We start from the raw sequence: 13,419 nt of genomic DNA, 5'->3' as shown, positions 1-13,419 counted from the left end.
GGTACAGGCAACATCATATGCAGCTCTGGCCCCTTCGCGGGACAAGCCCGCTCCCACAGGTATGAAGGTGATGCGGCTATTGGTGTTCGGCACCCTGTATAGCTTCGTCACCCAGCTGCAAGGTCACACCATGCTCCACTTTTTCCTCTTCGAACAAGCGCCACACCTGGCCACCTTCGCTACCCAGCAGCTCAACAAAGCGCCGCCCGTCCACCTTGTCTTCCAGTTGCCCCACATAACGCCCTGCGTCAACCCGGCTCAGCAGCACCCTGCGGTCTTTCTCCGGCTGGGTAGGCGAAATCAGGTTCAGCTCCAGGCTCTGCGGGCCGCTGTTGCCGGTCAGGCGCAGGTCCACTTCGCCTGTGAGCTCGTCCAGGTGCACGCTGGCCTTCAGCCCCAGCTGCTGCGCCAGCAGTTCACGGTCGAGCGAGCGGTTGATGCCCTTGCCGGCCTCGTAGTAGTTGTCGTTCACCAGGTTGTCCGGGTTGTTCACGGCGATACTGACCATGGTCAGGCTCAGGCACACGGAGGTGGTGAGGATGCCGATGATGATCCAGGGCCAGAGGTGCTTGTACCAGGGGCTGGCGGCGGTGGCGACAGGCATTGTGCGTTATCTCTCTTAGCGGATCTGTGGGCCGATGAAACGGCTCTTGGCTTCAACCTGAGCGTCACTGTCGTCGGCGCTTTTGAGGATGAAGGTGATTTCGTTGGTGGTCGAGGGCAGCTTCTCGGGGGCGACCGAAAGCTGCACCGGCAGGCTGACGATATCACCGGCAGCCACGCGGATCTCGCGCTGGCCCTCAAGCTTGAGGTCTGGCAGGCCGGCGGCGTCCAGTACGTAGACGTGGTCGCGCTGGTCCTTGTTCATCACCTTCAGGCTGTACACGTTCTCGATCCTGCCCTGGGCGTTCTCGCGGTACAGCACGCGGTCCTTGCTGACGTCGAAGCCGACCAGCGAGCGGGTGGCGAAGGCGGTGGCCAGGCCGATGATCATCACCAGCAGCACCACGGCATAGCCGATCAGGCGCGGGCGCAGCATGTGGGTCTTCTGCCCGGACAGGTTGTGTTCGGTGGTGTAGCTGATGAGCCCTTTGGGGTAGTTCATCTTGTCCATGATGTTGTCACAGGCGTCGATGCACGCGGCGCAGCCGATGCACTCGATCTGCAGGCCGTCACGGATGTCGATGCCGGTAGGGCAGACCTGGACGCACAGGGTGCAGTCAATGCAGTCACCCAGCCCCTGTGCCTTGTAGTCGGCATCCTTTTTACGCGGGCCGCGTGTTTCGCCGCGGCGCGGGTCGTAGGAAACAATCAGCGTGTCCTTGTCGAACATCACGCTCTGGAAGCGGGCGTAGGGGCACATGTAAACGCACACCTGTTCGCGCAGCCAGCCGGCGTTGCCGTAGGTGGCGAGGGTGAAGAACCCGACCCAGAAGTAGGCCCAGCCATCGGCTTGGCCGGTGAAGAACTCGATGACCAGTTCGCGGATGGGCGAGAAATAGCCCACAAAGGTCATGCCGGTGACGAAGCCGATCAGCAGCCATAGGCTGTGCTTGGCGAATTTTCGCAGGAACTTGTTGCCGCTCATGGGAGCTTTGTCGAGCTTCATGCGCTGGTTGCGGTCGCCTTCGGTGACTTTCTCGCACCACATGAAAATCCATGTCCACACGCTTTGCGGGCAGGTGTAGCCGCACCACACCCGGCCGGCGAACACGGTGATGAAGAACAGGCCGAAGGCGGCGACGATCAGGATGCCCGACAGCAGGATGAAGTCCTGTGGCCAGATGGTAGCGCCGAAAATGTAGAACTTGCGCTCGGGCAGGTTCCACCACACGGCCTGGTGACCCCCCCAGTTCAGCCATACGGTGCCGAAGTACAGCAGGAACAACACGGCACCACCGACCATGCGCAGGCGGCGGAACAGGCCGGTGAAGGCGCGGGTGTAGATCTTTTCCCGGGAGGCGTAGAGGTCGACGGAATCCTTCCCTTTGCTGGCAGGCGGGGTGACGTCATGTACCGGAATTTGCTTGCTCATCATCAAGTCCCACGGCAGTGGAGAAACGCCGCGGCCAGTGCGTGCCGGCCGCAGTCTCGCGCAATCTGCTAGCGCTCTACGGCCCATGATACGCCGCTGATGGCGGTATGGGGTCGCACTGCGACCTTTAGTCGCGTTGGGTTTGTGGTATGAATCGTGTTATGGCGGGTGTCAATTGATCCAGGTCATCAGCGTGCAAGAAATGCTTGGCTGTACCGGCCTCTTCGCGGGCTTGCCCGCGAAGAGGCCAGGCCTGCCTTACTCGGCCTTGGCCGGTTCAGCCTGGTGCGACAGGCTATACACATAAGCCGCCAGCAAGTGCACCTTGTCATTACCCTGCAACTGTTCCTGCGCCGGCATCTGCCCTTGGCGACCATAACGGATGGTCTGTTGCAGCTGGGCAAAGCTGGACCCGTAGATGAACGCCTGCGGGTGGGTCAGGTTCGGCGCGCCCATGGCCGGTGTGCCTTTGCCTTCCGGCCCGTGGCAGGCCACGCAGTTGGCGGCGAAGATCTTCTGACCGTTCTCGGCATCGGCCTTGACGCCTTCCGGCAGGGTGCGGCCATCCAGCTTGCTGACCACGAACGCTGCCACGTCGGCCACGCCCTGATCACCGATCACCTCGGCCCAGGCCGGCATCACGCCGTGGCGGCCGCCCATGATGGTGGTCTTGATGGTGTCGGGCTCGCCGCCCCAGCGCCAGTCGTTGTCGGTGAGGTTAGGGAAGCCGAAGGCACCCTTGGCGTCGGAGCCGTGGCACACCGAGCAGTTGGAGGCGAACAGCCGCGCGCCCATTTTCAGCGCCTGCGGATCCTTGGCCACGTCCTCGATGGGCATGGCGGCAAATTTGGCGAAGATCGGCCCGAAGCGGGCGTCGGCCTTGGCCATTTCCTTTTCCCACTCGTGCACGCCGGTCCAGCCCGGCTGGCCGTTGGAAAACTCGGTCTGCTTGTCGTTGTCCAGGTACGAGTAGCCCGGCAGCACGCCTTTCCAGTTGCCCAGGCCCGGGTACAGCACCAGGTAGCCAAGGGCGAAGATGATGGTGCCGACGAACAGCCAGAACCACCATTTCGGCAGCGGGTTGTCATATTCCTCGATGCCATCGAAGGCATGCCCGACGGTTTCGTCGGTCACCTCTTCACGCTGGCCCTTGCGGGTGGACAGCAGCAGCCAGGTCAACGAGAAGATGGTGCCCAGGGTCAGGACGGTAACGTACAGACTCCAGAAGGTTGTCATTGTTGTTTGCTCCCAGAAGCTTTTGCTTGCTCGACGTGCCGGGTGGCCTCGGGGTCATCCGCGAAGGGCAGTTGGGTCGCTTCGTCGAAGTCCTTTTTACGCCGTGGGTTGAACACCCACAGCGCCAGGCCCACGAACGCCACCATCACCACGACGGTGCCCAGGCCGCGAATCATCCCGATATCCATCAGCGTCACCGTTTGCTTTTGATGATGGTGCCAAGACCTTGCAGGTACGCGACGATGGCGTCCATTTCGGTCTTGCCCTTGACCGCGTCACGCGCGCCGGCAATGTCGGCGTCGGTGTACGGGGTGCCGAGTGTGCGCAGCACTTCCAGTTTTTTCGCGGTGTCCTTGCCGTCGAGCTTGTTCTCGACCAGCCACGGGTAGGACGGCATCTTCGACTCCGGTACCACGTTGCGTGGGTTGTACAGGTGCGCACGGTGCCAGTCATCGGAGTAGCGGCCACCCACGCGGGCCAGGTCCGGCCCGGTGCGCTTGGAGCCCCACAGGAACGGGTGGTCCCACACGCTTTCGCCGGCTACCGAGTAGTGGCCGTAGCGCTCGGTTTCGGCGCGGAACGGGCGGATCATCTGCGAGTGGCAGCCCACGCAGCCTTCGCGGATGTAGATGTCGCGGCCTTCCACTTCCAGCGCGGTGCGCGGCTTCATGCCTTCAACGGGTTTGTTGGTGACGTCCTGGAAAAACAGCGGGACGATCTGGGTCAGGCCACCGACGCTCACGGCGATGACCATGAAGAAGGCCAGCAGGCCTATGTTCTTCTCGACGGCTTCATGCTTCATCAGTGCGCTCCCACAACGACGATCTTGGCGGCTTCCTCAGCCTGTGCCGGGTTGGCGGCACGTACGGTACGGAACACGTTGTAGGCCATCAGCAGCATGCCGCTGGCGAAGAACGCACCGCCCAGGGCGCGGACGATATAACCAGGGTGGCTGGCCTGCAGGGCTTCGACGAAGGAGTAGGTGAGGGTGCCGTCATCGTTGATGGCGCGCCACATCAGGCCTTGGGTGATGCCGTTGACCCACATCGAGGCGATGTACAGCACGGTACCGATGGTGGCGAGCCAGAAGTGCGCGTTGATCAGGCCGATGCTGTGCATCTGCTCGCGGCCGTAGAGTTTCGGGATCATGTGGTACACGGCACCGATCGAGATCATGGCTACCCAGCCGAGGGCGCCGGCGTGGACGTGGCCGATGGTCCAGTCGGTGTAGTGCGACAGCGAGTTCACGGTCTTGATGGCCATCATCGGGCCTTCGAAAGTGGACATGCCGTAGAACGCCAGCGAAACGACCAAAAAGCGCAGAATCGGGTCGGTGCGCAGTTTGTGCCAGGCGCCCGACAGGGTCATCATGCCGTTGATCATGCCACCCCAGCTAGGCGCCAGCAGGATGATCGACATCACCATGCCCAGCGACTGTGCCCAGTCAGGCAGGGCGGTGTAGTGCAGGTGGTGAGGGCCGGCCCAGATGTACAGGGTGATCAGCGCCCAGAAGTGCACGATCGACAGGCGATACGAGTAGATCGGCCGTTCGGCCTGCTTGGGCACGAAGTAGTACATCATCCCCAGGAAGCCGGTGGTGAGGAAGAAGCCCACGGCGTTGTGGCCGTACCACCACTGGATCATCGCGTCGGTGGCACCGGAGTACGCCGAGTACGACTTGAACAGGCTCACCGGCAGCGAGATGTGGTTGACGATGTGCAGCATCGCGGTCACCACGATGAAGGCGCCGTAGAACCAGTTGCCGACATAGATGTGCTTGGTCTTGCGCTTGACGATGGTGCCGAAGAACACCAACCCGTAGGTCACCCAGACGATGGCCAGCAGGATCGCCAGCGGCCACTCGAGCTCGGCGTATTCCTTGGTGGTGGTGTAGCCCATCGGCAGGGTGATCAGCGCGCCGACGATCACCGCCTGCCAACCCCAGAAGGTGAAGGCCGCCATGCTGTCGGAGATCAGCCGGGTCTGGCAGGTGCGTTGCACCACGTAGTAGCTGGTGCCGAACAGCGCACAGCCCCCGAAGGCGAAGATCACCAGGTTGGTGTGCAGCGGGCGCAGGCGGCCGAAGCTGGTCCAGGGCAGGTCCAGGTTCAGTTGCGGCCATACCAGCTGCGAGGCGATGAAGACGCCGAGGCCCATGCCAAGGATCCCCCAGACCACCGTCATGATGGCGAACTGGCGGACGACCTTATAGTTATAAGCAGTCGGACTGATTGCTGTGCTCATGCTAAGGTTCCACGGTTTTGATGTTCTTGTTGGTCGAAAAATCGGCGCCAGTATTGATAACCATCAGGGTTACCGCAACGCAACTTTGGTACGCCGACCCGTGTCCGAGCCCGTTCGCTGATGTCCCGCAGCGATCGGGTCCGGACGATTGTACACAAATAAATATCTGTAATGTGTACCGTTTTTCATCTTTTTCTGATCGATCGGTCAGGCTTTTTACCGGGACGGCGACAGGCTATGCGCCGCGTCTGCATCGGTCCTTTCGGAGCGAAGCCCACTGTGGCAACAAGCTTAGTTCTGTTCGGAGGGGGTGCAAGGGAGGGAGTACGGCGGGGGAGAGCTGGGGCCGCAACGCGGCCCCGAGGTATTACTTGGCAGTCACAGTTTCAGCTGCGCCATCTTGCGACAGGCTATACACATAAGCCGCCAGCAGGTGCACTTTGTCATTACCCTGGATCTCGGCCTGCGCCGGCATCTGCCCTTGGCGACCATAGCGAATGGTCTGTTGCAGCTGGGCAAAGCTCGACCCATAGATGAACGCCTGCGGGTGGGTCAGGTCTGGCGCGCCCATGGCGGGAGTGCCTTTGCCTTCCGGTCCGTGGCAGGCCACGCAGTTGCCGGCGAAGATCTCCTTGCCCTTGGCCGGGTCGGCCTTGGCGCCTTCCGGCAGGCTGCGGCCGTCCATGCTGGTCAGCACGAACGCGGCCACATCGGCCACACCCTGCTCGCCGATCACCTCGGCCCAGGCCGGCATCACACCATGGCGGCCGTTCATGATCGACGCCTTGATGGTTTCTGCATCGCCGCCCCAGCGCCAGTCCTTGTCGGTGAGGTTGGGGAAGCCGAAGGCACCCTTGGCGTCCGAGCCATGGCACACCGAGCAGTTGGAGGCAAACAGGCGGCCGCCCATTTTCAGCGCTTGCGGGTCCTTGGCGACTTCTTCCACGGGCATGGCGGCGTACTTGGCGAAGATCGGGCCAAATCGGGCATCGGCCTTGTCCATTTCCTTCTGCCATTCATTCACGCCAGTCCAGCCGTTTTCATAACCCGGCAAGATGCCTTTCCAGTTGCCCAGGCCCGGGTAGAGGATCAGGTAGCCGACCGAGAACACCAGGGTGCCGACGAACAGCCAGAACCACCACTTGGGCAGCGGGTTGTCGTACTCCTCGATGCCGTCGAAGCTGTGGCCCATGGTCTGGTCAGTGGTGTTCTTGCTCTCGCCCTTGCGGGTGGCGAGCAACAGCCAGGTCAGGCCAATCAGGCTACCGATGGTCAGTACGCTGATGTACGTACTCCAGAAGGTGGTCATTGCCCGTTACTCCTTTTTGCAGCAGGTTCCTGCCCGGCAGGGGGCAGGCGGTCGTCGACGAAGGGCAGCAGGCGCGCTTCGGCGAAATCACGGTCGCGGCGACGGTTGAATACCCACAGCGAGAGGCCGATGAAGGCGATCATCACCACCAGGGTGCCCAGGCCGCGGATCATGCCGATGTCCAGTTCCATCGCACTCACCTCTTGTTCTTGATCGCGGTGCCGAGCACCTGCAGGTAGGCGACCAGCGCGTCCATTTCGGTCTTGCCCTTGACCGCGTCACGGGCGCCGGCAATGTCGGCGTCGGAGTACGGCACGCCCAGGGTGCGCAGGGTGCGCATCTTGGTGTCGGTGTGGCTGTTGTCGACTTGCTGGGCGACCAGCCACGGGTACGCCGGCATCTTCGACTCCGGTACCACGTTGCGCGGGTTGTACAGGTGCGCGCGGTGCCAGTCGTCCGAGTAGCGGCCACCCACGCGGGCCAGGTCTGGCCCAGTGCGCTTGGAACCCCACAGGAACGGGTGGTCCCATACACTTTCGCCGGCTACCGAGTAGTGGCCGTAGCGCTCGGTTTCGGCGCGGAACGGGCGGATCATCTGCGAGTGGCAGCCCACGCAGCCTTCGCGGATGTAGATATCGCGGCCTTCCAGCTGCAGCGCGGTGTAGGGTTTCATGCCTTCCACCGGCTTGTTGGTGACGTCCTGGAAGAACAGCGGGACGATCTGGGTCAGGCCGCCGATGCTGACGGCGAACACCATCAGCAGGGCCATCAGGCCGACGTTTTTCTCGATGACTTCATGTTTCATCAGGCGTTTCTCCTCAAGCCAACTGGGCGTTCGCAGGGGCGACGTCAAGCGCTGGCGAACGCACGGTGCGCCAGGTGTTCCAGGCCATCAGGAACATGCCGCTGAGGAAGATCGCGCCGCCAACGAAGCGCACGACAAAGCCTGGGTGGCTGGCCACCAGGGTTTCCACGAACGAGTAGGTGAGCGTGCCGTCGCTGTTGACCGCGCGCCACATCAGGCCCTGGGCAATGCCGTTGACCCACATCGAGGCGATGTACAGCACGGTGCCGATGGTGGCCAGCCAGAAGTGCGCGTTGATCAGGCCGAGGCTGTACATCCGCTCTTTGCCGAACACTTTCGGGATGGTGTGGTACAGCGCGCCGATCGAGATCATCGCCACCCAGCCGAGGGCGCCGGCGTGCACGTGGCCGATGGTCCAGTCGGTGTAGTGGGACAGGGCGTTGACCGTCTTGATGGCCATCATCGGGCCTTCGAAGGTGGACATGCCGTAGAACGCCAGCGACACCACCAAAAAGCGCAGGATCGGGTCGCTGCGCAGTTTGTGCCAGGCGCCCGACAGGGTCATCATGCCGTTGATCATGCCGCCCCAGCTCGGTGCCAGCAGGATCAGCGACATCACCATGCCCAGCGATTGCGCCCAGTCGGGCAGGGCGGTGTAGTGCAGGTGGTGCGGGCCGGCCCAGATGTACAGGGTGATCAGCGCCCAGAAGTGCACGATCGACAAGCGATAGGAATACACCGGGCGTTCGGCCTGCTTGGGCACGTAGTAGTACATCATCCCCAGGAAGCCCGCAGTCAGGAAGAAGCCCACCGCGTTGTGGCCGTACCACCACTGCACCATGGCGTCGGTAGCGCCGGCGTACACCGAATACGACTTGGTCAGGCTGACCGGCAGTTCCAGGTTGTTGACGATGTGCAGCAACGCCACGGTCAGGATGAAGGCCCCGAAGAACCAGTTACCCACGTAGATGTGCTTGGTGTTGCGCTTCATCAGCGTGCCGAAGAACACGATGGCGTAGGCCACCCAGACGATGGTGATCAGGATGTCGATCGGCCATTCCAGTTCGGCGTATTCCTTGGAGCTGGTGTATCCCAGCGGCAGGCTGATGGCCGCCAGCAGGATCACCAGTTGCCAGCCCCAGAAGGTGAACGCGGCCAGGCCCGGTGCGAACAGGGTGGTCTGGCAGGTGCGTTGCACCGAATAATAGGAGGTGGCGAACAGCGCGCAGCCGCCGAACGCGAAGATCACCGCATTGGTATGCAGGGGGCGCAGGCGGCCGAAGCTGGTCCAGGGGAGGTCGAAGTTGAGGGAAGGCCAGGCGAGCTGGGCGGCGATGAAGACGCCGAGCCCCATCCCGACGATTCCCCACACCACCGTCATGATGGCGAATTGGCGGACCACCTTGTAGTTATAGGCGGTACTGCTGGTTGTGTTCATGTATGGGTTCCCATCCACGGTTATTTGGCAGGCTTTACAGCGAGGCAAGCATGATTAATGGGCAAAGTGCCGGTATTGACGGGGATCAATGGGCGAAGGTCGGAAATGTCCCAGGCTTGCGCTGCGATCCTCCACAGGCTGAAGGTAAAGACGGCTACAAGGGCTGCCTGATCCTGGCCCATGGCGCCGGTGCGCCGATGGACAGCGGGTTCATGGACGAAATGGCGCAAAGGCTTGCGGCACTTGGCGTGGCGGTCGTGCGCTTCGAGTTCCCGTACATGGCCGAGCGCAGGGTTACCGGTGGCAAGCGGCCGCCGAACCCGCAGAAAGTGTTACTGGAATGCTGGCGCGAGGTGTACCGGCAGGTGCGACCTTTGGTCGCGGGCAGGTTGGCGGTGGGTGGCAAGTCCATGGGCGGGCGCATGGCCAGCCTGCTGGCCGACGAACTGGGTGCGGATGCGCTGGTGTGCCTGGGCTATCCGTTCTACGCGGTGGGTAAACCCGAGAAGCCGCGCGTGGAGCACCTGGCCGGGTTGAAAACACCGACGTTGATCGTGCAGGGCGAGCGCGATGCGCTGGGCAACCGTGAGGCGGTGGCAGGGTATGCGTTGTCGCCGGCGATCGAGGTGAGCTGGCTAGTGGCGGGGGACCATGACCTGAAGCCGTTGAAGGCTTCGGGGTTCAGCCATGAGCAGCATTTGCAGGCGGCGGCTGAAAAGGTTGCGGCATTCCTGAAGGGTTGTTAATGCTGGATTCTTCGCGGGCGAGCCCGCGAAGAGGCCGGATTGGGCTACGGCTTAGTCGCGGTACTCGCACAGGTAGGCGGTATCCACTTTCACCTGCAGCTGGAACTTGCTGTCAGCCGGTACATTGAACTTGTCGCCCGCCTTGAAGGTTTCCCAGTTGTCGCTGCCTGGCAGCTTCACGGTCAGCGCACCCGACACCACATGCATGATCTCGCGTTTGGCGGTACCGAACTCGTATTCGCCCGGGGCCATCACGCCGACAGTGGCCGGGCCTTCTTCGCCCGCGAATGCGATCGACTTGACGGTGCCGTTGAAGTACTCGTTGACCTGGAACATGGGCGACTCCTGAACAGGGTGATGAAAAAGAGCTGGCCAGTATGCCCAAGCCCATTGCCTGCGTCATCTGCTTTCAGGGGCGATTGGCGGGGAGCGTCAGCGGCAGCAACCGCGCCGTATTGCGCGCGTCTTCCAGCGCCCTGTGCTGCTGCCCGCAAAAGTGCATGCCGGCCAGTTGCAAGGCCCCGTTCAAACCCGTGGGGCGTTGCAGGTGGCGGGCTTTGGCAAAGCGCTGTTTGAGGTTGATGTGCGGCAGGGTGCGCAGCAGGCTGTCGAGCCCGTGCTGCTGCCATTCCTGGTGCAGTTGCTGGCGGTCGTAGTCGCCCCAGCTGACCCAGGCCTGAAGCTGCCCACGGTGGTGCCCGAGCCAGCGCTCGAAACTTGCCCACACCTCGTGAAACGGTGCGGCGCCGTCCACGCTGGCCTGGCTGATGTGCGTCAGCTCACGGCAGAACGGGGTAAGCTGCGGACGCCGCCGTGGCCGCACAAAACGCTGGAAATGGTCGACCTCGCGGCCTTCGCGGGTGACCAGGCTTGCGCCGATTTCAATGATTTCCATCTCTGTGACCGGCCACCCACCATCGTCGGTGGTGGCTTCCAGGTCGATCACCAACCAATGGCCCATACCAGGCTCCCTTGCAGATCCTGCTAGAGCGTAGCCAATGTCTGGGCATACGGCACCCTATGGCATTTTGCCGCCTGCTTTGGCACAAAGACTGGGAACCGGCAGTTGTGCCGCCAAGGGAAAACGCCTAGCTTAGACGGACCCAGGCATGAACCGTGATGAGTGTCCGTCTTGACTCCAGCGCCCGGCCTCAAGGCCCTGTCCTCCCTGATGCTGCTGGCCGTGTACTGGTTGGCGGTGCCGGCATGGGCCGCAGATGCCGTCGAGGTGAAGATCGGCGCTGCGCACTTCCCGCCTTACACGGTACGCCCCGAACAGGGGGCCGACACCGGCCTGCTGCCGCAATTGGTCGATGCACTCAACCGCTTGCAACAGGGCTACCACTTTGTCCTGGTGCCCACGTCCATCCAGCGGCGTTTTGGTGACTTCCAGCAGGGCCGCACCGACATGGCCATTTTCGAGAACCCGCAATGGGGCTGGGAGCAGATTGCCCACCAGACCGTGGACATGGGCCTGGAAGATGCCGAAGTGTTCGTCGCCCGCCAGGCCAATGGCCGTGACCCGCATTACTTCGACGACCTGAGTGGCAAACGCCTGGCCTTGTTCAACGGCTACCACTACGCGTTCGCCCGTTTCAACTCCGACCCGGACTACCTGCGCAAGGCGTACAACGCGACCTTGACCTACTCCCATGACAGCAACCTGCTGATGGTACAGGCCGGTCGCGCCGACATCGCCCTGGTCACACGCTCCTACCTCAGCGACTTCATGGCGCGCAACCCGGCCAGCAAGGCGCAGCTGGTGCCTTCGCAACGCATTGACCAGGTGTATCACCACTACGCCTTGCTACGCCCGGGGGCACCTATCGGCGAGCAGTCGTTCGCCGGCTTGCTGCGAGACCTGCGTGACAGCGGTGAGCTGGCACGGATCTTCGAGCCTTACCGCATCACGGTTTCGGCCCCGAAAGACTAAATTCATGCGCCACGGCAACGTTCTCAGCAGTGAGCCTTTTCTTCATTTTCGTGAGTCAAGCCCATGCCGTTCGATGCCGCTTCGCAGCCCCTGTCACCGCCACGCTGGCGCCACCTCAGTGCCGAGGAGGGGGGCGGCTGGTTGAGCCTTACCCTTGAAGGCCGGCCGTTGATCCAGGTGCGCCTGGAGGCCGGTGCCACCTTGCATGTTCACCTTGAACGCCTATGCCCCGAGCGCCCGTACCAGGCCTTGTGGGCTGCCTGTTACTGGTTGCTGTCTCGCGACACGGCCTGCCAGCGCCTGGTCTGGCACTTGCCCGAGGCACAGCCTCAGGCGCTGGCTTGTGGTTTGCTGCGGGTGGGCGAGCAGCCTGGCCAATACCTGTGCGAGCGGTCGTTGTTCTGGCAGTTGCCACAGCCTTGGCTGGGGGAGTCGGTGGCGGCGGTGTACCCGCAGCAGATGCAGATCAGCAACGGCAAACGCCACCCACGCCGCGCGCCCAAGCCGCGTGGTGAGGTGTACCGGCGCTTCGATGCGCGCCTGGGCAGTTGGGTGTCGTTGCGCACCCTGGAGATCGAGCACGACCTGGAGCGTTTCAACCGCTGGCAGAACAACCCACGGGTAGAGGCATTCTGGCAGGAGGGCGGTACGCTGGCGCAGCACCGTGAATACCTGGACAAACTCGAAGCCGACCCGCATACCCTGACGCTGATCGGCTGCTTTGATGACCAGCCGTTTGCCTACTTCGAGGCGTACTGGGCCAAGGAAGACCGCATTGCTCCGTTCTACCCGGCCGATGATTACGACCGTGGCATCCACATGCTGGTCGGCGAAGAGAGCCATCGCGGGCCACACAAAGTGGCCAGCTGGCTGTCGGCGCTGGTGCACTACCTGTTCCTGGATGACCCGCGTACCCAGCGGGTGGTGGCTGAGCCGCGCGCCGACAACGGCAAGATGATCGGCTACATGCAGGACCAGTGCTTCCATTGCGACAAGGAGTTCGACTTCCCGCACAAGCGGGCGGCGTTGATGATTCTGGGGCGGGAACGCTTCTTCGATCGCTGCAAACTGGCTTGAGGGCCATGGGGCCGCTTAGCGGCCCCATAAGATCAGCCTTGGCGATTGGCCGTCTTGCGGCAATGCACCAGTGCATCGCGGATCATGAAGTTGACCAGTGTCGGCGACACGCCCAGCTCCTTGGCGATGTCTTTCTGCGGCACGCCATGCAGGCGGTACATCTCGAAGGCGTAGCGGGTGCGCTGCGGCAGCTCGTTCAGCGCCTCGGCGATGTCATCCAGCGCGGCGAGGTTGATGTGCGTGGCTTCGGGCGAGGCGTTCTGGATGACCACATTCAGGCCTTCCTCCTCGCTGCCGGAGTATTTCAGCTCCATCGCCTGCTTGCGGTAATGGTCGATCGCCAGGTTGCGCACGATCTGGAACAGGTAGCTGAGCTGCGCCTTGAACGACGATGTGATCTGCGGGGCGGCGCTGAGCCGGAAGAAGGCGTCCTGCACCACATCTTCGGCACGCGAGCGGCAGCCGGTAATGCGCGCAGCGATCTTGACCAGGATGCTGCGGTTGTCGACGAAGGCCTGCAGTAATGGTGAATCGCACTTACTTGTGGATAGTTGTTCCGCCATGGAAATCACCTTGTCACAGAGGGGAAAGGAGGC

Annotated in this window: 16 protein-coding genes; 3 read left to right on the top strand and 13 right to left on the bottom strand. The window is 62.5% G+C overall.

Annotated elements, in window-relative coordinates; genetic code table 11:
* Positions 1–76 precede the first annotated feature (76 nt).
* From D906_RS02570 to ccoN (D906_RS02520), 10 genes are all read right to left on the bottom strand, one after another.
* Positions 77–604 carry a FixH family protein gene (locus D906_RS02570; protein ID WP_025754788.1) on the bottom strand — a complete coding sequence of 176 codons (528 nt, stop codon included), beginning with the start codon at positions 602–604 and terminating at the stop codon, positions 77–79.
* A gap of 15 nt (positions 605–619) precedes the next feature.
* On the bottom strand, positions 620–2,035 hold the full coding sequence (gene ccoG, locus D906_RS02565; protein ID WP_025754789.1) for a cytochrome c oxidase accessory protein CcoG: 1,416 nt from the start codon (positions 2,033–2,035) through the stop codon (positions 620–622).
* 258 nt (positions 2,036–2,293) lie between these two features.
* Positions 2,294–3,271 (bottom strand): cytochrome-c oxidase, cbb3-type subunit III, encoded by a 978-nt coding sequence (gene ccoP, locus D906_RS02560; RefSeq protein ID WP_016711702.1) that lies wholly within the window; start codon positions 3,269–3,271, stop codon positions 2,294–2,296.
* Positions 3,268–3,459, bottom strand: a complete 192-nt coding sequence (locus tag D906_RS02555) for a CcoQ/FixQ family Cbb3-type cytochrome c oxidase assembly chaperone (RefSeq protein WP_003254287.1) — start codon at positions 3,457–3,459, stop codon at positions 3,268–3,270. The genes ccoP (D906_RS02560) and D906_RS02555 overlap by 4 nt, the downstream gene beginning before the upstream one ends.
* A gap of 5 nt (positions 3,460–3,464) precedes the next feature.
* Positions 3,465–4,073: a cytochrome-c oxidase, cbb3-type subunit II gene (gene ccoO / locus D906_RS02550; protein WP_016488340.1), complete on the bottom strand. Its 609-nt coding sequence runs from the start codon at positions 4,071–4,073 to the stop codon at positions 3,465–3,467.
* Entirely contained in the window at positions 4,073–5,515 is a 1,443-nt protein-coding gene (gene ccoN / locus D906_RS02545) for a cytochrome-c oxidase, cbb3-type subunit I (RefSeq protein ID WP_003254284.1), read from the bottom strand. Before ccoN (D906_RS02545) ends, ccoO (D906_RS02550) begins: the two co-directional genes overlap by 1 nt.
* A gap of 367 nt (positions 5,516–5,882) precedes the next feature.
* Complete coding sequence (gene ccoP / locus D906_RS02535; protein WP_019099853.1) at positions 5,883–6,824, bottom strand: cytochrome-c oxidase, cbb3-type subunit III; 942 nt, start codon at positions 6,822–6,824, stop codon at positions 5,883–5,885.
* Positions 6,821–7,015 carry a cbb3-type cytochrome c oxidase subunit 3 gene (locus tag D906_RS02530; protein ID WP_016711696.1) on the bottom strand — a complete coding sequence of 65 codons (195 nt, stop codon included), beginning with the start codon at positions 7,013–7,015 and terminating at the stop codon, positions 6,821–6,823. The genes ccoP (D906_RS02535) and D906_RS02530 overlap by 4 nt, the downstream gene beginning before the upstream one ends.
* A 5-nt stretch (positions 7,016–7,020) precedes the next feature.
* On the bottom strand, positions 7,021–7,629 hold the full coding sequence (gene ccoO, locus D906_RS02525; RefSeq protein ID WP_019099854.1) for a cytochrome-c oxidase, cbb3-type subunit II: 609 nt from the start codon (positions 7,627–7,629) through the stop codon (positions 7,021–7,023).
* 13 nt (positions 7,630–7,642) lie between these two features.
* On the bottom strand, positions 7,643–9,067 hold the full coding sequence (ccoN, locus tag D906_RS02520; protein WP_016488335.1) for a cytochrome-c oxidase, cbb3-type subunit I: 1,425 nt from the start codon (positions 9,065–9,067) through the stop codon (positions 7,643–7,645).
* A gap of 50 nt (positions 9,068–9,117) precedes the next feature.
* Between ccoN (D906_RS02520) and D906_RS02515 the strand changes: the two genes are divergently transcribed.
* On the top strand, positions 9,118–9,813 hold the full coding sequence (locus D906_RS02515; RefSeq protein WP_027615217.1) for an alpha/beta family hydrolase: 696 nt from the start codon (positions 9,118–9,120) through the stop codon (positions 9,811–9,813).
* A gap of 51 nt (positions 9,814–9,864) precedes the next feature.
* On the opposite strand, the gene D906_RS02510 is transcribed toward D906_RS02515, so the two are convergent.
* Positions 9,865–10,149, bottom strand: a complete 285-nt coding sequence (locus tag D906_RS02510) for a pyrimidine/purine nucleoside phosphorylase (RefSeq protein WP_003259920.1) — start codon at positions 10,147–10,149, stop codon at positions 9,865–9,867.
* A 73-nt stretch (positions 10,150–10,222) separates the two neighbouring features.
* Positions 10,223–10,774, bottom strand: coding sequence for an exonuclease domain-containing protein (locus tag D906_RS02505; RefSeq protein WP_025754791.1), 552 nt, complete (start codon positions 10,772–10,774; stop codon positions 10,223–10,225).
* A gap of 171 nt (positions 10,775–10,945) precedes the next feature.
* Between D906_RS02505 and D906_RS02500 the strand changes: the two genes are divergently transcribed.
* Positions 10,946–11,746: an ABC transporter substrate-binding protein gene (locus D906_RS02500; RefSeq protein WP_019099857.1), complete on the top strand. Its 801-nt coding sequence runs from the start codon at positions 10,946–10,948 to the stop codon at positions 11,744–11,746.
* Positions 11,747–11,809: 63 nt separating this feature from the next.
* Positions 11,810–12,823, top strand: a complete 1,014-nt coding sequence (locus D906_RS02495; RefSeq protein WP_027615216.1) for a GNAT family N-acetyltransferase — start codon at positions 11,810–11,812, stop codon at positions 12,821–12,823.
* Between the two features lie 32 nt (positions 12,824–12,855).
* Here D906_RS02495 and D906_RS02490 read toward each other — a convergent pair whose 3' ends face one another.
* On the bottom strand, positions 12,856–13,386 hold the full coding sequence (locus D906_RS02490) for an RNA polymerase factor sigma-70 (RefSeq protein WP_016711688.1): 531 nt from the start codon (positions 13,384–13,386) through the stop codon (positions 12,856–12,858).
* Positions 13,387–13,419: the final 33 nt, after the last annotated feature.

Source organism: Pseudomonas sp. LAIL14HWK12:I1 (assembly GCF_003202095.1).
GTDB classification, from domain to species: Bacteria; Pseudomonadota; Gammaproteobacteria; order Pseudomonadales; family Pseudomonadaceae; genus Aquipseudomonas; species Aquipseudomonas monteilii.
The sequence above is the reverse complement of the archived record's forward strand: the minus strand, read 5'-3'. Positions and strand labels throughout refer to the sequence as shown.